The sequence below is a fragment of the Synechococcus sp. 'PEA 65AY6A-5F PE A' genome (assembly GCF_047462575.1).
GTDB lineage: Bacteria > Cyanobacteriota > Cyanobacteriia > Thermostichales > Thermostichaceae > Thermostichus.
The window spans coordinates 26,779-50,646 of record NZ_JAOALE010000015.1 but is presented as its reverse complement, the minus strand read 5'-3'; the positions used below and the strand labels follow the sequence as shown (position 1 = coordinate 50,646).

21 protein-coding genes and 1 tRNA gene are annotated in these 23,868 nt (G+C 61.3%); 12 read left to right on the top strand and 10 right to left on the bottom strand.

Translation table 11 applies throughout. From position 1 onward, the window contains the following. Window positions 1–14 precede the first annotated feature (14 nt). Window positions 15–794, top strand: coding sequence for an adenosylcobinamide-GDP ribazoletransferase (gene cobS / locus GG26_RS06980; protein ID WP_011431205.1), 780 nt, complete (start codon window positions 15–17; stop codon window positions 792–794). A gap of 47 nt (window positions 795–841) precedes the next feature. On the opposite strand, the gene GG26_RS06975 is transcribed toward cobS, so the two are convergent. Both GG26_RS06975 and GG26_RS06970 read right to left on the bottom strand, forming a co-directional pair. After that, entirely contained in the window at window positions 842–1,774 is a 933-nt protein-coding gene (locus GG26_RS06975) for a bifunctional riboflavin kinase/FAD synthetase (protein ID WP_011431204.1), read from the bottom strand. A gap of 47 nt (window positions 1,775–1,821) precedes the next feature. Then, window positions 1,822–2,307: a CGLD27 family protein gene (locus GG26_RS06970; RefSeq protein WP_414389588.1), complete on the bottom strand. Its 486-nt coding sequence runs from the start codon at window positions 2,305–2,307 to the stop codon at window positions 1,822–1,824. Between the two features lie 133 nt (window positions 2,308–2,440). Between GG26_RS06970 and GG26_RS06965 the strand changes: the two genes are divergently transcribed. After that, window positions 2,441–3,457, top strand: a complete 1,017-nt coding sequence (locus tag GG26_RS06965) for an adenylate/guanylate cyclase domain-containing protein (protein ID WP_011431202.1) — start codon at window positions 2,441–2,443, stop codon at window positions 3,455–3,457. A gap of 161 nt (window positions 3,458–3,618) precedes the next feature. Here the strand turns inward: GG26_RS06965 and GG26_RS06960 are convergent, their stop codons facing one another. Beyond that, window positions 3,619–4,731: an ATP-dependent 6-phosphofructokinase gene (locus GG26_RS06960; protein WP_099812844.1), complete on the bottom strand. Its 1,113-nt coding sequence runs from the start codon at window positions 4,729–4,731 to the stop codon at window positions 3,619–3,621. A gap of 477 nt (window positions 4,732–5,208) precedes the next feature. Here GG26_RS06960 and GG26_RS06955 point away from each other — a divergent pair, with 477 nt between their 5' ends. Further along, entirely contained in the window at window positions 5,209–5,568 is a 360-nt protein-coding gene (locus GG26_RS06955) for a pentapeptide repeat-containing protein (protein WP_011431201.1), read from the top strand. A 101-nt stretch (window positions 5,569–5,669) separates the two neighbouring features. Here the strand turns inward: GG26_RS06955 and GG26_RS06950 are convergent, their stop codons facing one another. Together GG26_RS06950 and GG26_RS06945 are read right to left on the bottom strand one after the other, a co-directional pair. Beyond that, a complete protein-coding gene (locus GG26_RS06950; RefSeq protein WP_011431200.1) occupies window positions 5,670–5,891 on the bottom strand; it encodes a hypothetical protein in 222 nt (73 codons plus the stop codon). Beyond that, a complete protein-coding gene (locus tag GG26_RS06945) occupies window positions 5,891–7,747 on the bottom strand; it encodes a S8 family serine peptidase (protein WP_011431199.1) in 1,857 nt (618 codons plus the stop codon). The genes GG26_RS06950 and GG26_RS06945 overlap by 1 nt, the downstream gene beginning before the upstream one ends. Window positions 7,748–8,116: 369 nt before the next feature. On the opposite strand from GG26_RS06945, the gene GG26_RS06940 reads away from it, so the two are divergent. From GG26_RS06940 to GG26_RS06930, 3 genes are all read left to right on the top strand, one after another. Then, the gene (locus tag GG26_RS06940) at window positions 8,117–8,812 is read left to right on the top strand and encodes a TPM domain-containing protein (RefSeq protein ID WP_011431197.1); all 696 of its coding nucleotides are present in this window, start codon (window positions 8,117–8,119) and stop codon (window positions 8,810–8,812) included. Window positions 8,813–8,974: 162 nt separating this feature from the next. After that, window positions 8,975–9,047 (top strand) — tRNA-Thr (locus tag GG26_RS06935). 137 nt (window positions 9,048–9,184) lie between these two features. Then, a complete protein-coding gene (locus GG26_RS06930) occupies window positions 9,185–10,798 on the top strand; it encodes a DUF6930 domain-containing protein (protein ID WP_011431195.1) in 1,614 nt (537 codons plus the stop codon). Between the two features lie 260 nt (window positions 10,799–11,058). Here GG26_RS06930 and fni read toward each other — a convergent pair whose 3' ends face one another. After that, a complete protein-coding gene (gene fni, locus GG26_RS06925; RefSeq protein ID WP_041438548.1) occupies window positions 11,059–12,135 on the bottom strand; it encodes a type 2 isopentenyl-diphosphate Delta-isomerase in 1,077 nt (358 codons plus the stop codon). Window positions 12,136–12,232: 97 nt separating this feature from the next. Between fni and GG26_RS06920 the strand changes: the two genes are divergently transcribed. Further along, window positions 12,233–13,012 (top strand): response regulator transcription factor, encoded by a 780-nt coding sequence (locus tag GG26_RS06920; RefSeq protein WP_099812846.1) that lies wholly within the window; start codon window positions 12,233–12,235, stop codon window positions 13,010–13,012. Between the two features lie 492 nt (window positions 13,013–13,504). Here GG26_RS06920 and GG26_RS06915 read toward each other — a convergent pair whose 3' ends face one another. Next, window positions 13,505–15,655, bottom strand: coding sequence for an NAD(P)H-quinone oxidoreductase subunit 5 (locus GG26_RS06915; RefSeq protein WP_099812848.1), 2,151 nt, complete (start codon window positions 15,653–15,655; stop codon window positions 13,505–13,507). Between the two features lie 372 nt (window positions 15,656–16,027). On the opposite strand from GG26_RS06915, the gene GG26_RS06910 reads away from it, so the two are divergent. Next, window positions 16,028–16,384: a single-stranded DNA-binding protein gene (locus tag GG26_RS06910; RefSeq protein ID WP_414389583.1), complete on the top strand. Its 357-nt coding sequence runs from the start codon at window positions 16,028–16,030 to the stop codon at window positions 16,382–16,384. Here the strand turns inward: GG26_RS06910 and GG26_RS06905 are convergent. Then, window positions 16,342–17,172: a cobalt-precorrin-6A reductase gene (locus tag GG26_RS06905; RefSeq protein ID WP_414389581.1), complete on the bottom strand. Its 831-nt coding sequence runs from the start codon at window positions 17,170–17,172 to the stop codon at window positions 16,342–16,344. The two genes, GG26_RS06910 and GG26_RS06905, sit on opposite strands and share 43 nt — an antisense overlap. Window positions 17,173–17,237: 65 nt before the next feature. Here GG26_RS06905 and GG26_RS06900 point away from each other — a divergent pair, with 65 nt between their 5' ends. The 4 genes from GG26_RS06900 (at window position 17,238) to GG26_RS06885 (ending at window position 21,418) form a co-directional block, all read left to right on the top strand. Continuing rightward, window positions 17,238–17,753 carry a bifunctional nuclease family protein gene (locus tag GG26_RS06900; RefSeq protein ID WP_041438544.1) on the top strand — a complete coding sequence of 172 codons (516 nt, stop codon included), beginning with the start codon at window positions 17,238–17,240 and terminating at the stop codon, window positions 17,751–17,753. 725 nt (window positions 17,754–18,478) lie between these two features. Further along, entirely contained in the window at window positions 18,479–19,717 is a 1,239-nt protein-coding gene (ispG, locus tag GG26_RS06895; RefSeq protein WP_011431186.1) for a (E)-4-hydroxy-3-methylbut-2-enyl-diphosphate synthase, read from the top strand. A gap of 78 nt (window positions 19,718–19,795) precedes the next feature. After that, the gene (gene hemL / locus GG26_RS06890) at window positions 19,796–21,106 is read left to right on the top strand and encodes a glutamate-1-semialdehyde 2,1-aminomutase (RefSeq protein ID WP_011431185.1); all 1,311 of its coding nucleotides are present in this window, start codon (window positions 19,796–19,798) and stop codon (window positions 21,104–21,106) included. Between the two features lie 75 nt (window positions 21,107–21,181). Further along, a complete protein-coding gene (locus GG26_RS06885) occupies window positions 21,182–21,418 on the top strand; it encodes a hypothetical protein (protein WP_011431184.1) in 237 nt (78 codons plus the stop codon). Here the strand turns inward: GG26_RS06885 and GG26_RS06880 are convergent. After that, window positions 21,415–22,815 carry a ferredoxin:protochlorophyllide reductase (ATP-dependent) subunit N gene (locus GG26_RS06880; protein WP_011431183.1) on the bottom strand — a complete coding sequence of 467 codons (1,401 nt, stop codon included), beginning with the start codon at window positions 22,813–22,815 and terminating at the stop codon, window positions 21,415–21,417. The genes GG26_RS06885 and GG26_RS06880 overlap by 4 nt on opposite strands. A 29-nt stretch (window positions 22,816–22,844) precedes the next feature. Next, a complete protein-coding gene (locus tag GG26_RS06875; protein ID WP_011431182.1) occupies window positions 22,845–23,822 on the bottom strand; it encodes a protochlorophyllide reductase in 978 nt (325 codons plus the stop codon). Between the last annotated feature and the right edge of the window lie 46 nt (window positions 23,823–23,868).

Below are 23,868 nucleotides of genomic sequence, written 5' to 3'. Positions count from 1 at the left end.
AGCGTCCTGAACAATTGCGGCGCTTCTGGGCAGCCCTGACCTTCTACACTGCCTTGCCTTTGGGGCGGGCGGGCGGGCTACAGTTTGAGGGCATTGCCGCCTGGCTGCCGGCGGTGGGCCTGCTGTTGGGCGGGATCCTCACCCTGGCGGCGCTTTTGCTGCAGATTTTCCCGCCGCCGGTGCGAGCAGCTTTGCTCGTGGCTCTGTGGGTGCTGTTAACCGGCGGGCTGCACCTGGATGGGGTGGCTGACACTGCCGATGGGTTGGCGGTCAACGTCCCCAAAAGCTTTGCCGACGCGGAACGGCCAGCCGTCAACGGGCTATCCCGCCGCCTGCAGGTGATGAGGGACAGCCACACCGGGGCCTATGGGGTGCTCGCCTTGGTGCTGGTGTTGCTGCTGAAATTTGCTGCCCTGAGCAGCCTGCAGGTCTGGCCTCTCTTGCTCTTGGTGCCGGCCTGGGGGCGCTGGGGCCAGTTGCTCGCCATTGTCCTATACCCCTATCTGCGCGACCAGGGATCCGCCCGCTTCCTCAAAGACTCCACTTCCCTGCCGGGATCCCTGTGGCCGGGCACGCTGCTGTTGCTGGCCATCAGCGGGGGGGTGGGCTGGGCCGGGCTCCTGGCTTGGCGGCCTTTGCTGCTTTGGACGCTGGGATCCGCCCTGGGAGCCCTGGCCGTGGGCTATTGGCTCTACCGCCAGTTGGGAGGGCACACAGGGGACACCTACGGAGCTACGGTGGAATGGTCGGAAGCGATAGCCTTGTTGTGGGGATCCCTGCTTGGCCCGTCCTAGCCCCCCTCTCCTTTTGGGATTGGGAGAGGGGCCGAGGGGGAGGGCCTCTAGACTAGGCCAACTTGCTCGGCCAAGCCCAATTGTTGGCGGGCCGTTTGGCAATCCTGCCGGATCTGCTGGATTAAGTCTGCCACACTGGGAAACCGCCGCTCTGGGCGGATAAAGCCTTGCAGCGCCACCTGCACCTCTTGCCCGTAGAGATCGCCTGTCCAATCCAGCAGATGCACCTCAACGGTGTGCTGCAGCCCGGCAAACGTGGGCCGATGGCCAATGTTCATCACCCCAGGCAGGGCTGCCGCCTCAGCAGGCACATTCACCCAAACGCTGTACACCCCGTCGCGGGGCAAAAACTTCTCCGGCGGCAGGCGCAGATTGGCGGTGGGAAAACCCAGCTCTCGGCCTCGCCGATCCCCTGGCACCACCTCTCCGATCAGCCGGTAGGGACGGCCCAAGAGCTCCGTTGCCGCTGCCACCTCCCCCGTAGCCAGGGCAGCGCGAATGCGAGAGCTGCTCACCCGCTCCCCCTTCAGTTGCGCCTCCGGGATCACCTCCACCGGAATGCAGCGCTCGGATCCCCAAGCCTGGAGAGTTTGGGCATTGCCCGAGCGACGGTGGCCAAAGCAGAAATCCCAGCCGACGCTGAGATGGCGAACGCGCAAGCCCTGTTCCAGTACTGTTTGGATAAACTCTTGGGGCGGCTGGCGGGCAAAGGCAGGAGTGAAGGGGAGCAACACCACCTGCTCAAAACCCATCTGCGCCAGCAGAGCCAGCTTTTCGGCAGGGGGAGTGAGCAACAGTTGCCTGCGCCCCGTCAATACTTCTTGGGGGTGAGGATGAAAGGTGAGAACCGTGCGCACCCCCTGCAGGGAGTCGCGAATGGGCTGCAGCACTTTCTGATGGCCCAGGTGCAAGCCATCGAAGTTCCCGATGGCAACGGCGGTGGGTCGCAAGGTTTGAGCCAGGTCAGAAGTTACGTGCACCGCTTGGGATCCCGAACAACAGCTGATTAACCACCGCCCGACAATCTCTACCAGAGGGGCCAAAGCAAAGCCATGAGCCCGCTCAGGCCGGCCACAGCCCACAAGCTACGTCGCAGGCGCTGCAACACAGGGTCGATTTGATAGTGGACGATCAGCCGATGCTGCGCCAGCTCCTCGTCCGATTTCGCGTAGATCGCCCCATCGTACCAGCCACTTTCTTCATAGGGGATCCGCGCCTGCACCAAGCGCCGCCGCACATAGGCCCATCCCAAGTAGAGGTGGAGCAACACCAGGCTGAGCAAGGCATTGGCCCCCAGCACAGACCCAGAGACGAAGTGGCCCCAATCCCCGGCAAAGCTGCCCCAGACCAGCGGCGAAACCGCCAGCACAACAGCTCCCCAAACCCCAAAGATTCGTTTTAAGTAAGGGATCCACCCCAAAGCAGGCCAGGAAAAAGGAAAGGCTTCCCTCAGCTCTGCGTATTGCCGGAGCGGCTGCTGCTCAGGGGGGATGGGATGGGAGGGATCCACCATATGGCCTTAATGTATCTACACAAAATGATACTGGCAGGCCCAGCCCCCCGCCAAGCCCAGCCCAGCCGCAGTTCAACCGAGGAGAAGAGGAGTATCGTATTAGAGTGTGGTCGCATCTACCTCTCGTTCTACCATGAGCGTCCCAGGCGAACCTGCCGCCACCACCGCCCCCTATGTGATCCTGAGAGAGCCGGACGGCAGCCAGAGGAAGTACATTCTCGCCGGAGCGACCGCTTGGACGCTGGGCCGCGATGAAGACAACGCCATCGTCCTGACCGATCCCAGCGTTTCCCGCCAACATGCCCTGCTGCAATACCTGGACAACAACAGCATCTATCTCATCGATCTGGGCAGCCGCAACGGCTCGTTCGTCAACAATCGCCGCGTCAGCATTCCCACCCTGCTGCAAGATGGAGATCACCTCACCCTCGGACAATCCCAGCTCGAGTTCCACAGCGGATCCCTGGCCAGCCCAGAACCCAGTCCTGCGGCCAAACTGTCGGACACCCTGGTTTTGCAAACCCGCTGGCTGATCTCGGTGGCCGTGGTGGATGTGCGCGGCTACGGACAACTGACCCAGCAACTGGACGAGCGCCTCCTCTCCCAGGTGATGGGCGATTGGTTCCGGCGCGGCGGAGATATCATTCAGCAGTACGGCGGCACTGTCGATAAGTACATCGGCGACGCGATCATGGCCGTCTGGTTTCATGCGCCCCAGGCCAATGAGGATCCCTTACAAGCTGAACAAGTGGGGATCGAGCTCGACGTGAAGTCGGTTTTGCGGGCCATGGTGAAGCTGTTTCAGATGACCGAGCAACTGAACGGCGAGTTTCCGCTGCCTTCTCCCCTGCGCCTGGGGGCGGGCGTCAACACCGGCTCGGCCATTGTTCGCCAGGTGGGCAACAACACCCGCCAGGAATACACCGCCCTGGGCGATACGGTCAATTTGGCCTTTCGCATCGAGAGTGTTACCCGCACCCTCAACGCCGACTTGGCCATCAGCCACGACACCTATACCTGCTTGGCGCAACAACTGGGACAGGCAGCTACCTGCTTTGCGCAGCAGGCGGTTCAGCTCAAGGGATATACCCACCCGCACCAGGTGTACTACTGCGATGTGGGGGCTCTGCAGGCCGTTCTCGGCACCTAGACCCCGCATCCCGATAGCTGGGGACGGCTCGCCGGGCCATGGGATCCCGCTGTTCTTCCAGAACCTTCTGCCGCTCTGTCGGCCGATGGGAGGGCAAGGCCCTTTCGACCGCACAAGAGCCCGACTCCTGACTGGGGTGAATCGGTGGTGGCAGAGCTTGATCAGGGGGAAAACCTGCGCAAAAGCTGCGGATCCACCTCGCCCACATAGGTATTCAGCCCGATAGCCGTGGCGATCAAAGCCCCATCCACCTCCACCCGCCGGTACTGGGCGATGGCCTCTGCCAGGGGCACATCCACCACGCGCCGATTTTGCCAGGCCACCATGCGGTCGTACTTGCCCTGGGCGATCAAGTCCACAGCCGCCACCCCAAAAGCTGCCCCCAGCAGACGATCCAAAGGAGAAGGGGTGCCTCCCCGCTGCAGATGGCCCAAAACCATCACCCGCGTCTCGATGCCGGTGCGCAGCGCGATCTCGTTGCCGATGTAATAGCCAATACCGCCGTAGAGAGACTGCCCCAGGCTGTTGGTGTAGGTCACCGGCTCTCCCGACTCGGTGCGAACAGCCTCCGCCACCACCACAATGCTGAAATTGTTGCCCCGCTCTTTGCGGTCGAGGATTCTTTTGCAGACGTTTTCCAGCTTGTAGGGGATCTCCGGGATCAGGATCACATGCGCCCCCCCGGCGATGCCAGCGCTGAGGGCAATGTGACCGGCATCCCGCCCCATCACCTCCATGACCATGACGCGGCTGTGGCTGATGGCCGTGTAGGTGAGCTGATCCAGAGCCTGCACCGCCACGCTCAGAGCCGTATTGAATCCCACGGAATACTCGGTGGCGCCGACATCGTTGTCGATGGTCTTAGGGATCCCGACAAAGTTCCAATCCCCCTGCAAAGCTAGCTGCCGGAGAATGGCCAGGCTGCCATCTCCCCCCACCCCAATGAGCGCATCCAACCCCAGCCGGTGGTAACCCGTGATCACCTCTGCCGAGCGATCCACCAAGCTGCCATCGGGCATGGGATAGGCGAAGGGGTTGCCCCTGTTCACCGTACCCAGAATGGTGCCGCCATAGCGCAAAATGCCCGAAACCCGCTTCACGTCCAGCAGCTCCGCTTCCACCGGTCGCGCCATCAGACCTGCGGTCGCGTTTTTGATGCCGTAAACCTCCATGTCATAGTCGCGGGCCCGCCGCACCACCGCCCGGATGACGGCGTTGAGGCCGCCACAATCGCCACCGCTGGTGAGGATCCCAATTCGCTTCCGTTTCGGCATGGTGCTCTAGGATGAACAGTTTGAACAAAAAAATTAAGAACTTCTTCGCTCCGCAGTTTCGAGCCGACTAGACTCTACTCCTGCAAGTGGCTTACAGCGGGCCCTGGGCCCTAGCAAGCTGTAGCCATGGGGCGCTTGACCAACCGCAGAGAAGGGAAGGCGACGGCTGGATTGATTATGTCCAGCCCTTGGGACCAAGATGCCTAGCAGAGTTTGCAGTGGGCGAGCGGCTCCGCAGACAAGACCAATTGTTCAGCATCCTTCACAACAAAGAATTAAGAAATATTGCTTGGCAAAGCTAAGTTTGGAGCAGTTTCCGCTATCTCTGAGGATAGATCTTGTAGGCAAGACTTGGGGGGAACAACTTGCCAAAAAACCAAAATTATTTGTTAAGCAACTTTGATCAAAACCCATTCAGGCCAATAAGGGTAGAGATGATGGAGATATAAGGATCGGGTCTGAGTTGGGAGAAGCATTATGACTCAAACCATTGCCCAATGTGGGCTGCGGGGGGCCTCAGAGCTGCTCAGCCGTTACCGGCAAGGAGAGCGTCACTTTCCCCAATCTTGTCTGGAGTACGCCTTCTTGCGGGGGGTCGATCTGCGCCGGGCCGACCTGCGCGGGTCTGACTTGCATGGGGCCAACCTGCGCTATGCCAACCTGCGCGGCAGCAATCTGGCCAATGCCGACTTGCGCTGTGCCGATCTGCGCTATGCCGACCTGGAGGGAGCCTGTTTGGAGGGAGCCAATTTAAGCGGAGCCCAGTACAACCACAACACCTGCTTCCCCGCCGGTTTCGATCCGGTAACGGCAGGGATGCAACGGTTCGAGTTTTAGTCAAGCTTTCAATCAAGGCGGGTGCTGCCTTGCAGCCGCAGCAAGCTCTCTAAAAAAATCGGGATCCCCAGGCGGGGATCCCAGGCTGTTTATCGGGTTAGCTAGGGCTGCGTCCGGAAGCTCTTCACCTCCAAGACCGGCCCCACCTGAGCCACCGTCACCATATCTTCTTTGAGCTGTCCCTGGATGGTGACTTCCAACCCCTCTTGTAAGAGCTCTTTGGGGGCGCGGAAGAGGGCGTAGTGCTGGCCGGAAGGGAGCGTCAGCACCCACACCCCCCCTTCGATATCCAGGAACTCGATGGTACCGCTGTATTCTTGCATCACTTCCTCAGCGCTAAACCGGTGCTGCTGGGCTGGGAATCCAGGATGGCTTGCGCCCCCAAATAGGCCAGGCCCAGGCAGAGCAAACCATTGAGAAGCAAGAAGGAGCGCCCCAGCCAAGCAGAGGATCCAAGCCATAGTACCCCCTCATAGAACAGGGATCCAGCTAGAAGCAGATGGGAGGCCATGCCGATGGAGAGGCCGACAACCGCCCAACGCCAGCGCCGATGTCCCAGGAGCAGCACCATCAACAGCCCTGGGATCAACACGCTGGCAAACAAGGGGTTCAAGGCATTGGTCTGGGCTAAGGCCGTGCCCAGCTCCGGCAGGGAGCTCCCCGCCAACTGGAAGGGCCAGCGAGGGGCACCCACAATGGCCAGGCCCTGCAGCGGGAAGAGGCCGGCGCTGCCCAGCAGGATCCCTCCCAGGAGGGGCGCCGTTGCCAGCATGGGCTTGGGAGCCAGCCACCAGCGGATCAGCACCAGGATGATGTAGCCGCCCACCACCATCAGCAGCTTGGGCACCAGGGCAATCGGGCCGCCGTCAAACCAGAAGCGAGGGTTGAGGTAGCCGTTGTTGTTCAGGTATTGCAGGAAGTCCTTCAGCCACAGCAGCAGGGGGTTCTCCTCTTGCTGACCGGTGGCCCTGGCCAGCGCCTTGGCAGCATCCAGACGACCGGCGCCGTAGAAGTTCTGCTTGTCGCCGGGCACCGGGGTGGCCGACATCTTCAGCACCTCTTCCACCTTGTCCGGATCTTTGATGCCCTGAGCCTGGATCAGCGCTGCTACGCCGGCCACGTGGGGAGTGGCCATGCTGGTGCCTTGGAAGTAGGCAAAGACCGGCTCGTTGGGGTTGCGTCGGTTGATGGTCTGCTGCAGAATGCCGTGCTCAGGATGCTCGGGAGTCTTGGCCCCGCCGGGAGCGGCGATATCTACCCCAACCCCATAGTTGGAGTAGGGGGCTTTGCTGCCATCGGGCCCGGTGGCCGAGACGGCGATGACATGCGGGTAGCGGGCCGGGTAGCTCACCTGGCTTGAGTTTTCGTTGCCGGCGGCGGCGATGATCGTCACCCCTTTGCTGTGGGCATAGGCTACGGCCTCCTCCATCAGTCGGGCCGAAGCGCGGCTACCCAGGCTGAGGTTGATGATCGTGGCGCCGTGGTCGGCAGCATAGCGGATCCCTTCCACCACGTCTGACAGGGATCCAAAACCATTGGCATCCAGCACCCGCACCGGCATGATCTTGGCCTTGAAGGCAACCCCGGCCACGCCTAGGGTGTTGTTGGTGGATTGGGCGATGGTGCCGGCCACATGAGTGCCATGGCCGTTGAGGTCGGTGGGATCCTCATCGTCGTCCACGAAGTCGTAGCCCTGCACAAATTGCGTTTGGGCCAGATCCGGCACCCGCGTCACCCCGGTGTCCACCACGGCTACCGTCACCCCTTCTCCCTGGGAAATGTCCCAGGCTTCCGGCATGCGGATGGCTCGCAGGTTCCATTGCTGGGGATAGAGGGGATCGTCGGGCACAAAAGCCGCCTGAAATTGGTAATTGGGGTGGGCATACTCGACCAGGGCTTCCCGCGAGAGCCGTTTGATGAGCCGCCGTGTGGCTCCTGGATGTTCCGCATCCACATCGAACAGGTAGATAGCCTCCTGGCGGGCAAAAGCGCTGTTGCTGCTGGGTCGCAGCGGCAAATTGTAGGCTTTGGCAAGAGCAGCGATCTCAGTGGGAGTGGCCGTGTTGACAAAGTTGACCACGATGCTGTCGTAGGGGGTGGATCCCTTGCCGCAGGCCGTCAGCAGCAGTGCCATCAGGCCAGCGCAGCAGAGACCCAACCAGCGTCTGAAGTTCATCATGCACGCCCTCGGGATCCAAAATTGTTGCCACCAGTATGCCCTCTGGATGGGCAATTGACCAGAAAATCAGCACGCTGCGTCACGAGCCTGTTCCTGTTGCCAACTTTTTCGGGGGCCACTCAGAAAACCCAGAAAAAGGGATCCCTCTGGCCAAACGATTTGTCCCGATGCATGATGGATCTGTAAGAACTTGAAATACTTCTTAACACCAGTTCTCAGTATCTCGTCATCACAGCCAAGAGAGGAACCAGCATGAGCATCGGATGGCAACGGATACTGCGCGTCGGGGCAAGCTTTTGCCTGGGGCTGTGGATTTGGCTAGGTGGGGGATCCCCGCTCTGGGCCCAGCCTGCTTTGCCAGTGGTGGAGATGGAGTTGCCGCAGCCGCCGGTGCCGGTTTTGGATTTGGCGGATCAGTTGACCAGCAATCAGGAAGCACAACTGGCCGAGCATCTGAACCGGTTGGAGGAAGAAACGGGCTGGAAGCTGCGGGTGCTGACCCAGTTTGACCAAACCCCAGGCCGCCAAGTGAAAGAGTACTGGGGCCTGAACGAGCGCAGCGTTTTGATGGTGGCCGATCCCAGGGGAGGCAACTTGCTGGCCTTTAACGTGGGAGACGCGGTGCGGGAGATCCTGCCGCGTACCTTTTGGATTGAGCTGCAATCTCGCTTCGGCAACCAGTTCTACGTGCGAGAGCACGGCACTCAGCGCGCCATTTTGGAAACCGTTGACGTTTTGGATCGCTGTTTTCACCAAGGGGGCTGCCGTGTGGTGCCCGGACTGCCGCAGGAGCAGTGGATCCTGACGCTGCTCACCTCTATCTTGGGCGGGATCGTCTTCGGGTTTGCCGGCAAACCCCGCCACGCGGAGGAGCTGTTTAACTGGCGTTGGGCTTTGCTTATCTCTCCCTTGTGGTTCATTTTGTTTGGGGCCTTCGGCATCGGCCCGGTGATCACCCGCACCCAGGATTGGCTCCCGCTGGTGCGCAACATCCTGGGCTTTCTCGCAGGAGCCTTGGTGATCTACTTGGCCCCCATTGCCCAACCGGCAGCGGAGCAGCAGTAGCCGTCCTGCCAAGTTGAGGCTAAGCTCCCTTCCCCTCTCCCTCTGGGAGGGGGGTGGGCCTCTGGGTCAAGAAAGCATCCCCCGCCTCTTGCCCCCCGAAGCAAGCCAGCGGCTGGGGGACAACTTCCCAAGAGAGAATGCTAGAATCGGTAGAGCTAAATTGCTGATGTAGCTCAGTTGGTAGAGCACTCGACTTGTAATCGAGCGGTCGTCAGTTCGAGTCTGACCATCAGCTTGGCAGGCGGCTCAGTCACTCAGCTTTGACTCTGGCAGTTTGGTTAGATTGACTTCAGGGGGATCCTTCATCCTCACCCCCTCAGATCCCCGCGCAGGGTATCTGCCAATTTGTTCCTTTGTTTGCTCTAGATGTCTATGTCGGGTCTGCCAGCCGCTACAGTTCGTCGATTGCAAAAGCTGCCCCAGGTGTCCTCGGTATGGGAAGGGGATTGCCACCGCCTACCAGGTTCGCTAGCCCTGGGATCCCAGATCTCCGCCGGCTTGGCTGAGGGGGAGTGCATTTTATGGGTGGATGGCGTTCAGGGCGTGGTGCGGGCCATGGAGGTGGTGCCTGCTGGCTCCGGCTTGGAGCCGATGGTGCGAACCTTGATCATGGCTATGGAGCGGCCCAATGCTGCCTTGCCGGCTCGTCCGCAAAAGGTCGTCGTGCGGGATCGGGAGGTGCAGTTTTTCCTGCGCGGCATTTTGCACGAGCTGGACATCAAAGTGGAATGCCAGCCGGAATTGCCGCTAATCGACGAGATCCTGCAGAGCTTTGCAGAGGCCAGTGAGGGGATCCCGCCGCCGCTGCCGGAGAACTACGCGAAGCTGCTGGCCGGCAAAGCCCTCACCCTCTGGCAAGATGCCCCCTGGGACTATCTAGAGGATCACCAAATCTTGGCGATCGAGCTAAATCGCTGGGATATTGAAACCCTCTACGTCTCGGTCATGGGGCGGCTGGGGATGGAGTACGGGGTTCTTTTTTATCGCTCGCTGCACTCCCTCAAACGGTTTCGCCAGGACGCGGGCCAACCAGAGACTTCCGAGGAGATGGAGGAAGCCTTCCTCAGGCAAGATTGTCTCTATCTCACCTTTCAAGCTCGCAATCCCGAACTCAACGAGCTATCAGACCTGGACTTGGCCGATCTGGATCCCGAAGAAATCGAGCCGAACTTCGGCACCATCCACCCTCTCGAGGGCCTGCGCGTTGTTTTGCAGGAAGATGAGGCGGCGGCTGTGGCGGTGGCTTTGGAGGCCTTGCATCGTTTTTTGAAGCAGTACCGCCGCAAGCTGGAAGAGGATTTCCAACCCTGTCAGGGGCGGTATCGCATTCCCAACCCCCAGGCCCCAGGGGAAACCCTCTCGGTGCAAGTGCGCACCTTGCCCGACTTGGCTGTAGAACTTCTGGAGCTAGAAGGAGACGAAGAAGAGCACACCCAAACCCTGCTGCGAGATGATCTGGTGCCTGAGGGTGCGCAGCTTAGCCTGGGCGTGCTGCCCTGGGCCACCGTAGAGGCGCTGCGCCGCACAGGGCAATGGCATCCTCTCCCCCAGAGTAAGCTGGTGCCAAGGGGTGAAGGGCTGCCGGTGGTGATCGTGCGCACCTCCCGCCCCAAGGCCAAGCAATTGATCGAAAACCTGCGCGGCGAAGGGGGGCCCCAGGGTGTTTGTTTTAACACAGGGGTGGATCCCTTTGCCGGCAGCCGCTACGACTTGGAAATTGTCCAAACGGGCAACCGCGACCTGCACCTGTTTGCAGAGTTTCCCGAGGACGATCCCGTGCACGCCAAAGCTCGCAGGCGCTGGGAGCGGCGTTGCCGCGAGACGGGCGGCTATTGTGGCCTGGTGGTGGCGATGGGGGTAAATTCCAACCGGCCAGAGCTGCAGGTACGCCACATTCTGGCCCTGTTTGAGATGCAGGCGCTCAACCCGACCCGATTGGGCCTGGGGCCTATGGTGCGCATTAGCCGACAGTTGCACTTTCCCTAAAGGCTTCCTGGGGCAGCCCCCAGCTAAGGGATCCCAAGACCGCCCAGGCCTCGCAGACGGCGTTTCAAAGCCTGAGGCTGGAGATATCCTTTGCCAAGCCTTTCCAGAGGCACTTTTTTGCCAGGGAAAGAGGGGGTCTCCTTGCGGAGAACTATCGCCCCGAGGCCCGACGCCGTAGCCTGTGAGCTGCAAGCAAGTGCGGCAGGGGCGGCCGTCCTGGGGTTGGAGGTGAGCCTGTGGCAGGTGTTGGGAATTTGATTTCAACCCCTTTCCATGATAGGAGGCAGCGGATCCCAGGTATCTTGCCAGCGCAAAGCCGCTTGCCGTAGCTGCGCCAAGTTGGCCGATCCGGTGCAAAAAGCGGCGATCCTCAGCTCCTCGATCACGGCTCGGAAGCTGTCCACCACCGCCTGGGCCCGCCCTCGGGAGACGGCGTGGAGAGCGGGAGCGGCCATGCCGACCACATCGGCCCCTAAGCGGATGGCTTTGGCTGCATCGATGCCGGTGCGGATGCCGCCGCTGGCCACCAGGGGCAGGTTGGGCAGGAAGCGGCGGATTTCCAGCAGGGCCAAGGCGGTTGGGATCCCCCAGTCCCGGAAGCTGTGGGCAATGCGTTTCTGGAGGGGATCGGTCTGGCGATGGGCTTCCACCTCGCTCCAGCTCGTCCCCCCTGCCCCAGCCACATCTAGGGCGGCCACGCCACACTCGGCCAGCCGCCGGGCTACTTGGGCGCTGAGGCCATTGCCCACTTCCTTGACCAGCACCGGCACCGGCAACTGGTTCACCAACTGCTCGATGCGGCGATAGAGGTTGCGCCAGTCGGGATCCCCCTGGGGCTGAACCGCCTCCTGCAGCGGGTTGAGGTGCAAAATCAGCGCATCTGCCTCGATCATCTCCACTGCCCGTCGCGCCTGCTCCAGGCCATAGCCGTAGTTGAGCTGCACAGCGCCCAGGTTGGCCAAAAGCAGAATATCCGGAGCCACTGGGCGCACCTGGTAAGTCTGGGCCAGCTCCGGGTGTTCTAAAGCTGCCCGCTGGGATCCCACCCCCATGGCAATGCCCAGCTCTTGAGCGGCAGCCGCCAGGTACAGGTTTAGCTCCCGGGCAGTGTCTGTCCCCCCGGTCATGCTGCTAATCAGCAGAGGGGCCTGCAGGCGTTTTCCCAGAAACTGGCAACTGAGATCGATCTCGGGCAGCAGCAGCTCCGGCAGCGCCACGTGCTCGAAGAAAAACCGCTCAAATCCGGTGCGGATCCCTCTGGCGTTTACGTCCTGCCGCAAAACAATGTCCAGGTGATCCTGCTTACGTTCGGAGATAGGGGATGGAGAATCGGCCATGGTCTGGATAGAGGGCTGTCCAACCGGTAGCGGGCGAACAACATTGTCCGAAGGTGGCCCGCTGTCTATGATGAGGGCGGGATCCAACCTAGTAGCCATGCAACCTTTGCACATCTTGCTGGCAGAAGGCAACCCTCATCTGCGCAGCTTGCTGGGTTGGCATCTGCAACAGGCACGGCACCGGGTTTGGGAAGCGGAGACCATTCGCCAAGCCAAAACCCTGCTGCAACAGCAGCCTGTCCACCTCTTAATTTTGGATGCGGAGCTGTCCAGCCGTGCCGGACTCCAACTATGCCGGTGGGCGCATCGCCATTGCGATGTGTTGATCTTGCTCCTCTCCCAACAGGGAGCGGAAGCCGACATCATCGCTTGGCTGAAGGCAGGCGCAGACGACTACCTCACCAAGCCCCTTAGTCTGCCCCTTCTGGATGCTCACATTCAGGCCCTGACCCGTCGGCTGCGGCGCAGCCTTCCCCCCACCTTCCTGCAGTATGGGGATCTGAAAATCGACCTGGTGCAGCGGCGCGTCACCCTGGCCGGCCAAGGCATCGACCTCACCCCGCAGGAGTTTAGCTTGCTGATGGTGCTGATCCAGGCCGATGGGGATCCTCTCTCGCGGCAGGAGCTGCTGGAGCGGGCTTGGCCCGATTCCACCGCCAACCCCCGCACCATCGATACCCACATCCTCTCCCTGCGCAAGAAACTGGAGCGCGATCCGCACCAACCCCGCCTCATTCACACTGTGCGCCAGGTGGGCTACAGCTTCGGCATAGAGCCGCCTCCTCCCTTGCAGCAGCCGAGTCGAGCTGCTGGCGCAACTGCCCCAGGATCTGGGCCTCAACAGCGGCGCCGTAGAGCTGCTTCAAGTGTCGGGTGAGTGTGAAGAGATGCACTTGCAGTTGCGTGGCTGCCTAGATGCAGTTTTCGGCAGGCAGGGTGACAAGGTAAGCCTTCACCCCAGGGGTAACTTTTGGGGGAGCGCCAAGTGCTTTGCCGTCCGCAAGCCCATCGCAGCAACGCTGTTGCCCTCGCTTGAGGTCGTTGAGGACAGTGGCGGGGTGGCATCCGAGAAACTGTGCAATGCAGGGTGCGCTCCGGTGTTGTGCGGAGAGTCGAATGACAAGGGCGCGTGTACTTCGGTCGCTCAGCGGCTGTCTGGCAGGGAGAGACGCTCTCAGGCTTGGGTGAATCACTGCCTCTCCAAAGCGATTGTTTGTAGGGCGCAGGCAACCAACAGTCCTATTGCCTTGGAAGACTTGCCCCCCGGCCCCCCTGCCCCCCGTATACGAGGGGATTGAGGGGGGCGGTCGGAGCCGGTTAGTTTACTGCTGATGGCAAAACCTTGATCAGCAGCAACCGAGCTCCTGGGCTAGACCCCAACCCCAGAAAGCACCACCATCACCACCACCGCCGCAAAGATGATCAAAGCGTAAAACTGCGCCTTGCCGTTCTCCAGATATTTCATCACTTCGCCGCCGACCATGGTCGCCAGGCCCGTCAAGTTGACCACCCCATCCACAATGCGGCTGTCCACCTCCAAGGCCTCCCGCGCCACAAAGCGGGTGCCCCGCACAAAGACCCGCTCGTAGAGGTCGTCAATGTACCACTTGTTGAGGGAGAAGTAGTACAGGGGTTGCAGACTTTGGGGGAAGGTGCTGGGATCAATACGTTTTTGCCAGTAGATAAGACCCGCCAGGGCAATGCCGATCAGCCCAATGCCCACCGAGCTGCCCGCCATGATCAGAAACTCTGCCCAATCGAAGTGGCCGGCCAGCACCGCTTGCCACTCGGCGGCCACCTGGGCCCAACCAGTTTCTGCTGCAGACTCACCAGGCGCATGGATGAAAGCCTCGAAGAAGTTGGCAAAGGGAGTGCCCACCAAGCCGATCAGCACGGAAGGAACGGCCAGCGCCACCAGCGGAATCGTCATCGATGCCGGAGATTCATGCGGCTCGGCAGCGTGGCCATGCCCTTCGTGTCCCTCTCCCCCAGCTTCGGGATGGCTGCTGGGCTGGGGCTTTTCGTAAATGTTCATGGCTCCGGGACCATAGGCCGCCTCTTTCCCGGCAAACGCGTAGGCAAAAGCCGGCACCGGTCGGCCTTGGCTGACGGCCACCTCCTGCCGCAGCTTCAGGTTGGTGCCGCGAAACTCCCCTTCAAAGGTGAGGAAGTAGATGCGGAACATGTAGAAGGCGGTGATCCCCGCCGTGAGGAAGCCCACCCCCCAGAGGGCCGGGTTGCGCTCAAAAACCGCGGCCAAAATCTCATCTTTAGACCAAAAGCCGGCAAAGGGCGGGATCCCACAGATGGCCAGCGTGCCGATCAAAAACGTGAAGGCCGTAACGGGCATGAACTTGCGCAGCCCTCCCATCAGGCGCATGTCCTGGGCCAAGACCGGGTCGTGGCCCACCACCGCCTCCATGCCATGAATTACAGAGCCAGAGCCCAAGAAGAGCAGCGCCTTGAAGTAGGCGTGGGTCATCAGGTGGAACAAGCTTGCCCCATAGGCACCGGATCCCATGGCCATGACCATGTAGCCCAGCTGGGAAATGGTGGAGTAGGCCAGGCCCTTTTTGATGTCGTTTTGGGTGATGGCAATGCTGGCCCCCAAAAAGGCCGTGCCCGCCCCTGTCCAGGCGATGAGGTCCATGACTGGTGGGATCCCTTCCAGCAGCGGGAACATGCGCGCCAACAGGAACACCCCGGCGGCCACCATCGTGGCTGCGTGGATGAGGGCCGAAATGGGCGTGGGGCCTTCCATGGCATCCGGCAGCCACACGTGCAGCGGGAACTGGGCCGACTTGGCCACCGGGCCCAAGAACACCAACACCGCAAACAGGGCAACCAAGCTGCTGCTCACCGCGCCGTTGGCCACCATCTGCTCCACATTGCGAGCCAGCTCCTCGAACCCAAACGTGCCGGAAATCCAGTAGAAGCCCAAAATGCCCAGCAACAGCCCAAAGTCCCCCACCCGGTTGACGACAAACGCCTTCTGGGCTGCCTCCGCCGCTGCCTGCCGCTCGTACCAAAAGCCAATCAGCAGGTAGGAGCACATCCCCACCAGCTCCCAGAAGACATAGATTTGCACCAGGTTGGGGCTGACCACCAGGCCCAGCATCGAGGAGGCAAACAGGCTCAGGTAGGCGTAGAAACGCACATAGCCAGGGTCGTGGGCCATGTAGCCGTCGGAGTAGATCTGCACCAGAAAGGCCACCGTGGTTACCACCACCAGCATCATGGCGCTCAAGTGATCCACCACAAAGCCCATGTCCAGGGAGAAGGAGCCCGCCTGAGCCCAGGTGAGGGTTTTGAGAACGGTCTCATGGCCCTGCACTTGGCCGGCCAAGAGGGCAAAGGCGTGAACCATCGCCGTTCCCGTCGCAAACACGCTCAAGAAGGCGGCCAGAGAGCGGTTGGCCCTTGTCCAGGCATTGAACAGCAAAATGCCCAAGCCGAGTAAAAAAGCCGCCACCAACGGATAAACGGGGATCAACCAGGCGTATGCGTAGATGAATTCCATAGGAACTGGTGCTGAATGCGTCCTCTTGCAGTGATGAGCCCTTCTTGCTGGCCGGTGGCAATCTGTCTGTCGGGATCAGGGGCCTAGGCCGGCAGGTGCTCTGGAGCCTCTGATATTGTAAATCTTTGCAACACGATCAGCGCCCCCCCTGCAACCACCCAGTCCATGAGAGCAAAGATTCTTCTTCCCGATCAACCGAGATCCCCGCAGGAGAATCGGGAGATATCCTGAAGACTCTCCCCCAGCTCAGATCCGCAAGGCCTACGGCCCGCTGACGGGATCGGCTGAGACTGTCGTTGCCAAGATGACAGGGATCCCTTGCAAGCGCTACAACTAAAGGCTGAAAGCTGCAGACTGTCTGGAGAAAAGCCCATGAGCCTGAACTTGGTGACCTTGGTGGGGCGAGCCGGCATGGATCCGGAGGTGCGCTACTTTGAGTCGGGCAGGGTGGTGTGTACCTTTAGCTTGGCGGTGAACCGCTTCCGCAAAGGCGAAGACAAGCCCGATTGGTTCAACCTAGAGCTGTGGGGGCGCACCGCCGAGGTGGCCGGAGAATATGTGCGCAAGGGCAGCCTCATTGGGGTAACCGGCAGCCTCAAGTTCGATCGCTGGAAAGACAAATCCACCGGTGAGGATCGCCAAAGACCCGTCATTGCCGTAGATCGCCTCGAACTCCTGGGATCCCGTCAAGACCGGGAGGCTGACCTGCCCGCCAAGGAGCCGTTTTGATTTGTTTGAGCGTGAGCTCCGGCCAGTCGGCGCTTGCACTCCTGCACCACCGCTGTCAAATCCTGGCTGCACCAGGGATAGCGCAAGGGTGGCCGCCGGATGACCCACAGCGGGATCCCCAGGGTTTTGGCCACTGCCTGCTTGACGGCCAGCCCACCCGCTTCTCCAGACTCCTTGCTGATGACTACCTGAGGATCTAGACTCTGCCAAAGCCGCAGTTCCTGCTCAAAGCTGAGGGGCAGGCGCATTCCGATCACCCGCTCGGCAGGGATCCCGGCTTGCACCGCTTGGGGAACCGACTCCGGCAGCACCCGCGCCCACAGTTGGCAGCGATCCTGCCAGGGCCCAAACAGGGGCAATGCCTTCACCCCCACCGTCAGCAGCACCCGCCGCCCCGCCAGTACGCCATCCGTGAGCACCGCCTGCCAGTCCGGCGCCACCTGTACCCAGGGATCCAACGCCACCGGGGGGCGCTCGTAGCGCAGGTAGGGGATCCCCAGTTGGGCGGTCACCTGCATGGCCAGTTGCGAGATCTCCTGGGCGAAGGGATGGGAAGCATCTACCAGCACGCGGATCCCGTGTTCCTGTAGGAATTGTGCCAAAGATGGCGGCGAAAATCGCGTCACCACCACCTGGCCGGGCAGATCCCGATACAGCCTTCTTCCGCCCTCGGTGGTGACGGTGGCTATCCAAGGGATCCCCTCATGGCTGAGGACGTGGGCCAAGCTGCGGCTTTCGCTGGTGCCACCGATGAGGGCCACTTCAAGTGATGTACGAACCGAGCCCATGCTGTGTTGCCAAAGTTTGCTACCAGTGGATACGATCGAGGTCTGAAGGCTGGAGGCGAGTGCTCATGATCGAGATGCATGTGGCTGGGATCGCGGTCGACGCTGTCAACCAGGCTCCCATTGTCATCTTGCGCGATACCCATGAGCGGCGTGCCCTACCCATCTGGGTAGGAAGAGCGGAGGCCAACGCCATTCTGCAGGCGCTGGACGACCAAAAGCCCCTCCGCCCCATGACCCACGACCTTATTCTGAACTCCTGGAAAGCTTGGGGGATCAAGCTGGAGCGGGTTATCATCCACGCGCTGCTGGACAACACCTTCTATGCAGTGCTTGTTACAGTCTGCGGCGATAAAAAGCAGGAGATCGACTGCCGCCCCAGCGATGCCATTGCCCTTGCCTTGCGGGCCCATGCCCCCATCTGGACCGTAGAAGAGGTGATTGCGGAAGCTTCGATCCCGATGAACCAAGATGCCGACGAGGCAGAGCGGGAGGCCTTCCATAAGTTTGTGGAAAGCGTGACGCCCAAAGACTTTATTCGCAGCCACCTCCTCAGGGATCAGCCCACGGAATCGGATGGCTGAAGCCCTGTCTTCTCCGCTAGGACAGACGCTGAGCGGCTCCAAGAGCACCCTCAGCGCCGGCAGTTGCCTCTTTCCCTGTAGACAGTTCCCCTAGGCCCTTGAGTGCCGTTTTCAGGGGCGGCTTGCCTCCACCTCAGACTTGGCCGCAAAGGACGCCCTCGCGCCAGCCCAAGGGGAGCATTTTAATTCCTGCTTATCGGCCCTAGCCGAAACGCTGCCTGCTCGTGCGGAGGGATTTCTCTAGAAACCTTTGAGACCGAGGTTATACCGCTAACCGGGGATTGCTCTCTCTCCCTCTAGAGCTCCCAGGTGCATACGGCTCATCTTGGAACTCAGGGTGTTTTGCTTTGACACCCTGTTGCCGTCCAAGGCAGGCGGGCTTGCTTCAAAGCCACCGTCCCCCTGGCAAGAATGGCAGGGGAGTTTGCCCAGCTTGACAAAGGGAGTACCGACACCCTAGTTTCTAGCAAATTGTGCGGCTTGTGCGGCTAGGACGGCTTCATCGAGAGTGATCCTGCTCCCCTGGGGCAGTTGATTGGCTTGACTTTTCTTTATTGCGCCATTTGTCCGAGAAGTCAGCTCGTTTGCGCCTTCTACCCCTAGACCTGTGCCGCGCTTTTTAGCCAAAGCCGGGGGGTCGGAGCTGTGGGCCAAGCGGGGAGATCCTCGGTCTTGCTGGCATTTCGGCCTACAATCAAGCTAGAGCAGCCCTTTTTTAGCAAGCCATGCAGACTCTAGATCGGCCCAACGCGCCCTCTCAGCAGCCCTACCCAGAACCGGTCTACCCCCGTCGTCCTACCCGCACCGTAGCCGTAGGCAACGTGTTGATCGGCAGCCAGCACCCGGTGGTGGTGCAGTCCATGATCAACGAAGACACTCTCGACATCGATGCGGCGGTGGCGGCCATCCGTCGTCTGCACGAGGCGGGCTCGGAGATCGTGCGGGTTACCGTTCCCAGCATGGCCCATGCCAAGGCGATGGAGGCGATTCGGAGCAAGCTGATCCAAACCTACAAGCCGGTGCCGCTGGTGGCCGATGTCCACCACAACGGCATCAAGATCGCCCTGGAGGTCGCCCAATACGTGGACAAGGTGCGCATCAACCCGGGTCTGTTCGTCCTGGAAAAGCCGCAGCCCGGTCGCACCGAGTACACCCAAGCCGAACTGGAGGCCATCCGCAATAAGATCCGCGAAACCTTCACCCCCCTGGTGCAGACCCTCAAAGCTCAGAACAAAGCCCTGCGCATCGGCGTCAACCACGGATCCCTGGCCGAGCGCATGCTCTTCATGTATGGAGACACTCCAGAGGGCATGGTGGAGTCGGCCCTAGAATATGCCGAGATTTGCGCCGAGCAAGACTTCCACAACGTAGTTCTTTCCTTCAAAGCTTCCCGTCCGCAGGTGATGTTGGCGGCCTACCGGCTGGCGGCCCGCCGCTTCGATGCCTTGGGCCTGAACTACCCCTTCCACTTGGGGGTGACCGAGGCCGGCGATGGAGAATATGGCCGCATCAAATCGGCAGTGGGGATCGGGACGCTTCTGGCCGAGGGGATCGGTGACACCATTCGGGTTTCCCTAACCGAAGCCCCGGAAAAAGAGATCCCGGTGGCCTACGGCATCTTGCAGGCCCTCAACCTGCGCAAAACCATGGTGGAATATGTGGCCTGCCCCTCCTGTGGCCGCACCCTCTTCAACTTGGAGGAAGTACTGCAGAAGGTGCGGGCCGCAACCCAGCACCTGGTGGGCCTCGACATTGCCGTCATGGGCTGCATCGTCAACGGGCCGGGGGAAATGGCCGACGCCGACTACGGCTATGTGGGGAAAACCCCCGGCTACATCTCCCTCTACCGCGGAAAGGAGGAGGTGAAGAAGGTGCCCGAGTCGGAGGGCGTCCAGGCGCTGATCGAGCTCATCAAAGCCGATGGGCGGTGGGTGGATCCCCCAGAAGGAAGCCCAAGTAACTAAAACCAAAAGAGAGGGCAGCAGTCCACCAGCAGGTCTCCTTGCCTGCTAGCCTAGAAGATGCGTTGAACAGCTCCCAGTATGACCAGCACTCTCCCCACTCGCTCGTTTAACACCAGCCGCTCCAGGCAGATCTTTGCACGGGCGCAGCAGCTTATGCCGGGGGGCGTCAGCTCTCCGGTGCGTGCCTTTAAGTCGGTGGGCGGGGATCCCGTCGTCTTCGACCGCGTTGCCGGCGCCTACGCCTGGGATGTGGATGGCAACCAGTACATCGACTACATCGGCAGTTGGGGGCCGGCGATTGTCGGCCACGCCCACCCCGAGGTGATCGAGGCGTTGCGGCGGGCCCTGGAGAAAGGCACCAGCTTTGGCGCCCCTTGCGTTTTGGAAAACGAGCTGGCCGAGCGGGTGATCGAGGCGGTGCCCAGCGTGGAGATGGTGCGCTTTGTCAACTCCGGCACCGAAGCCTGCATGGCGGCGCTGCGCCTGATGCGGGCCTACACCGGGCGGGAAAAGGTGATCAAGTTCGAGGGCTGCTACCACGGCCATGCGGACATGTTTTTGGTCAAGGCCGGCTCGGGGGTAGCCACGCTGGGCCTGCCAGATTCGCCGGGGGTGCCCAAGGCTGCCACCAGTGCCACGCTGACCGCCCCCTACAACGACCTAGAGGCAGTCAAGGCTCTGTTTGAGCAGTATCCCGACTCCATTGCCGGCGTGATCCTGGAGCCGGTGGTGGGCAATGCCGGCTTCATTCCGCCGCAGCCGGGCTTTTTGGAGGGTTTGCGGGAGCTGACGCAAAAGTATGGCGCCCTGCTGGTGTTTGACGAGGTGATGACCGGCTTTCGCATCAGCTACGGCGGCGTGCAGGCCAAGTTTGGCGTCATCCCCGATTTGACCACCCTGGGCAAGGTGATCGGCGGCGGCCTGCCGGTGGGGGCCTACGGCGGTCGGCGGGAGATTATGGAGATGGTGGCGCCGGCGGGGCCCATGTACCAGGCGGGCACCCTCTCCGGCAACCCCCTGGCCATGACGGCCGGGATCCACACTCTGGACATCTTGCGCCGACCCGGTACCTATGAGTATCTGGAGCGGATTACCGAGCAGTTGGCGACGGGGCTGCTGCAGATTGCACAAGAGACCGGTCATGAGATGTGCGGGGGCTATTTGCCCGGCATGTTCGGCTTCTTCTTCACCGCCGGCCCGGTGCGCAACTACGAGGAGGCCAAGCGCTCGGATTTGCAGAAGTTTGCCCGCTTCCACCGCGGCATGCTGGAGCGGGGGGTGTATCTGGCGCCCTCGCAATTTGAGGCCGGCTTCACTTCCCTGGCCCACACCGAGGCCGATGTGGAGAGAACCCTAGAGGCAGCGCGAGAGGTGCTGCGCACGCTCTAGGGTTTTTCTCCCCTCTCCCCTTGAGAGAGGGGTTGGGGGTGAGGGAGCTCCCTTGCTGCATTGGGATCCCCGACCATGGCCGAGCACATCCACCGCAACTGGCGCATCACCACCCAAACTACCGACAAGGGGTTTATCTTTTGCTGCCAGCGGCTACGTCAGGATGGCTCAGTGGAGCCTGCTGCCAAAGCCTACGGCTACTTCCAAAATGAGGCCGAGGCGATTTTGGCGGGCATGGTCTGGATCGACCGGCAGCAACTTCCGGATCACCTGGACGGCTTGCTCTTCGACAACGAGGAGCCAGAGGGCTAGACAGAAGCTTCTTCGCGTACCAACTGTTCCCAGCCCAAGCCTTTGAGGGCGGCGTTGCGCCGCAGCGGGCGGGTGACCAACTCCAGCAGCGCCTGGGTGTTGCCGAAGCCGTGGATCGGGGCAAAGGTAAACTCCACCGACCATTTGGTGGTGATGCCGCGGGCCTCGAGGGGGTTGGCGTGGGCCATGCCCGTGATCACCAGATCCGGCTGCAGGGCTTTGATGCGCTGCAGTTGGTGGTAGTTATCCGGCTTCTCCACCAGGGTGGGCTTGGGCACCCCCATCTCCTCGCAGGTGCGCTCCAAGAGGGCCAGCTCGGCGGCTTGGTAGCGCTTGTCGAGGTAAGGGATCCCGATTTCCTGCACCGTCATGCCGCAGCGCACCAGGAAGCGGGCCAGGGAGACCTCCAGCAGGTTATCCCCCATGAAGAAGACGCTCTTGCCCCGCAGCAGGCCCAGGTACTCTTGAACTTGGGGGTGGCGCCACACTTCCGCTTCCCGCTCTGCCAGGCCTGGAGTCGGGATTCCCAGCTCGCGGGCAATGGCTTCGATCCAGGCGCGGGTGCCATCTGGCCCGATGGGAAAAGGAGCAGGGATGAGCTTGGCCTTTTTGCGGCGCACCAGCGTGGTGGCGGTGCGGCTGAGGAAAGGATTCACCCCCACCACATGGGTGCCCGGCTCGATGGCCGGCAGCTCCCCGTAGCGCTTGGCCGGCAGCCAGCCGGAGACGCGGATCCCGTATTTTTTCAGCTCCAGAGTGAGTTGGGTAACCACCGGATCCGGCACGGAGCCGAAGATGACCAGCGGCGGGTGGGGGTGGAAGCCCTCTTCCTCTTTCTTTTTGCCGGAGCGCAGCCCGTAGAAAAGGGCCTGCAGGCCGCCCCGCGTCTCCCGCTCCTCTTCCTGCACCTGCTCCGGGCAGCGCTGGGCCATGGAAGCCAACACCGTGTCTTCCCCCTGGGTAAAGGCGTAGTCGAGGCCGTTGGCCCGCGCCACCACAATCGGGATCCCGATCTCGGCCTCTAGCTTCTGTGCCAGGCCCTCCAGATCCATTTTGATGATCTCGGTGGTGCAGGTGCCGATCCAGACGATGACGCTGGGGTTGCGATCCCGCTGGATTTGCAGGCACAGCCGCTTCAGCTCCTCGTAGTCGTTGAGCTTGGCGCTGATATCTCCCTCTTCCAGCTCGGCCATGGCATAGCGCGGCTCGGCGAAGATCATCACCCCCATGGCATTTTGCAAAAAGTAGCCACAGGTTTTGGTGCCGATCACCAAAAAGAAGCTGTCTTCGATTTTGGGGTAGAGCCAGGCCACGCAACTAATCGGGCAGAAGGTGTGGTAGTTGCCGGTCTCGCATTGAAAGTGGAGGGTATTGGAAGTATCCACAGCAGCAGTCATCGTCGGCTCCTAGAAAAGGGTTTGTCAAGCTAGAGGGCGACCAACTGGGGCACGCCCACCAATTTTTCGCTCAGATCCCAGAGCAGCTTGGCCTTGGCCTCGTCCCCTGCTTCGTCCGAGACTTCTTGGTTAAAGGGCTTGGCATTCTTGCGTTGCCGGTTGCCCCAGCTCCAGTAGAACCCTGACTGGCGAAACTCGGGATCCGCCACCACCTGGGCCACCCGCTCGCCGGCCAGCTCCTGGGAGACATAGCCACCGGTGATGTTTTTTTGAAACCAGGGGAAGAGCTTTTGGAACAGGGGATAGTGATGGCGGAAGAGGCCTGTTTCCGCCACGCAGCCGGGGTAGAGGGAGAGGAAGGTGATGCCGGTGCTCTCGTGGAAGCGGCGGTGCAGCTCCCGCATGGTGAGGATGTTGCAGACTTTGCTGTCTTTGTAGGCCTTGACGGGATCGAACTTGCCGCCATCGGCCATGCTGATCGGCTCCTTGAAACCCTGGGCAAAACCCCGCAGATCCCCCAGGTGGGGTTGGGGCGGGATCTTGCCCCCCAGCTCCTTGGGGTTGTGGGTGACGGTGCCCAAGATCACCAGCCGCCGATCCGGGTAAGTGGAGCGCTTCAGATCCTCCAGCATCAAATGGCAGAGCAAGAAGTGCCCCAGGTGGTTGGTGGCCATGGTCAGCTCATAGCCCTCCGGGCTGCGCAGGGGCTGCTTGAGCAAGGGCATGTAGATGGCGGCGTTGCACACCAGGGCATCCAGAGAGCGGCCCGACTGGCGAAATTGCTCGACAAATTGCCGCACACTGGCCAGGCTGGCCAGATCGATCGGCATCAAGGTGTAGCTGCCCTGGGGGATCCCCACCTGCTGGGCCATCCGCCGGCCTTTGTCCAGATCCCGACAGGCCATCACCACGTGCCAGCCCCGCTTGGCCAAAGCCAAAGCCGCATACAGGCCGACGCCGGAAGAAGCTCCGGTAATCACCACGGTGGGTTGCGCTTGTGCTTGCATATCCAACTCCTCTGCCATGTCCTCAAGAGGGATTTCCTGCACAATC

Excerpts from the sequence above, each read along its gene's own strand:
- GG26_RS06900 (WP_041438544.1), top strand. The coding sequence starts at position 17,238 with ATGATCGAGATGCATGTGGCTGGGATCGCGGTCGACGCTGTCAACCAG.
- hemL (WP_011431185.1), top strand. The coding sequence starts at position 19,796 with ATGACCAGCACTCTCCCCACTCGCTCGTTTAACACCAGCCGCTCCAGG.
- GG26_RS06945 (WP_011431199.1), bottom strand. The coding sequence starts at position 7,747 with ATGATGAACTTCAGACGCTGGTTGGGTCTCTGCTGCGCTGGCCTGATG.
- fni (WP_041438548.1), bottom strand. The coding sequence starts at position 12,135 with ATGGCCGATTCTCCATCCCCTATCTCCGAACGTAAGCAGGATCACCTG.
- GG26_RS06880 (WP_011431183.1), bottom strand. The coding sequence starts at position 22,815 with ATGACTGCTGCTGTGGATACTTCCAATACCCTCCACTTTCAATGCGAG.
- GG26_RS06885 (WP_011431184.1), top strand. The coding sequence starts at position 21,182 with ATGGCCGAGCACATCCACCGCAACTGGCGCATCACCACCCAAACTACC.
- GG26_RS06950 (WP_011431200.1), bottom strand. The coding sequence starts at position 5,891 with ATGCAAGAATACAGCGGTACCATCGAGTTCCTGGATATCGAAGGGGGG.
- GG26_RS06940 (WP_011431197.1), top strand. The coding sequence starts at position 8,117 with ATGGAGTTGCCGCAGCCGCCGGTGCCGGTTTTGGATTTGGCGGATCAG.
- GG26_RS06965 (WP_011431202.1), top strand. The coding sequence starts at position 2,441 with ATGAGCGTCCCAGGCGAACCTGCCGCCACCACCGCCCCCTATGTGATC.
- GG26_RS06955 (WP_011431201.1), top strand. The coding sequence starts at position 5,209 with ATGACTCAAACCATTGCCCAATGTGGGCTGCGGGGGGCCTCAGAGCTG.
- GG26_RS06960 (WP_099812844.1), bottom strand. The coding sequence starts at position 4,731 with ATGCCGAAACGGAAGCGAATTGGGATCCTCACCAGCGGTGGCGATTGT.
- GG26_RS06905 (WP_414389581.1), bottom strand. The coding sequence starts at position 17,172 with ATGGGCTCGGTTCGTACATCACTTGAAGTGGCCCTCATCGGTGGCACC.
- GG26_RS06915 (WP_099812848.1), bottom strand. The coding sequence starts at position 15,655 with ATGGAATTCATCTACGCATACGCCTGGTTGATCCCCGTTTATCCGTTG.
- GG26_RS06920 (WP_099812846.1), top strand. The coding sequence starts at position 12,233 with ATGCAACCTTTGCACATCTTGCTGGCAGAAGGCAACCCTCATCTGCGC.
- ispG (WP_011431186.1), top strand. The coding sequence starts at position 18,479 with ATGCAGACTCTAGATCGGCCCAACGCGCCCTCTCAGCAGCCCTACCCA.
- GG26_RS06875 (WP_011431182.1), bottom strand. The coding sequence starts at position 23,822 with ATGCAAGCACAAGCGCAACCCACCGTGGTGATTACCGGAGCTTCTTCC.
- GG26_RS06970 (WP_414389588.1), bottom strand. The coding sequence starts at position 2,307 with ATGGTGGATCCCTCCCATCCCATCCCCCCTGAGCAGCAGCCGCTCCGG.
- GG26_RS06930 (WP_011431195.1), top strand. The coding sequence starts at position 9,185 with ATGTCGGGTCTGCCAGCCGCTACAGTTCGTCGATTGCAAAAGCTGCCC.
- GG26_RS06910 (WP_414389583.1), top strand. The coding sequence starts at position 16,028 with ATGAGCCTGAACTTGGTGACCTTGGTGGGGCGAGCCGGCATGGATCCG.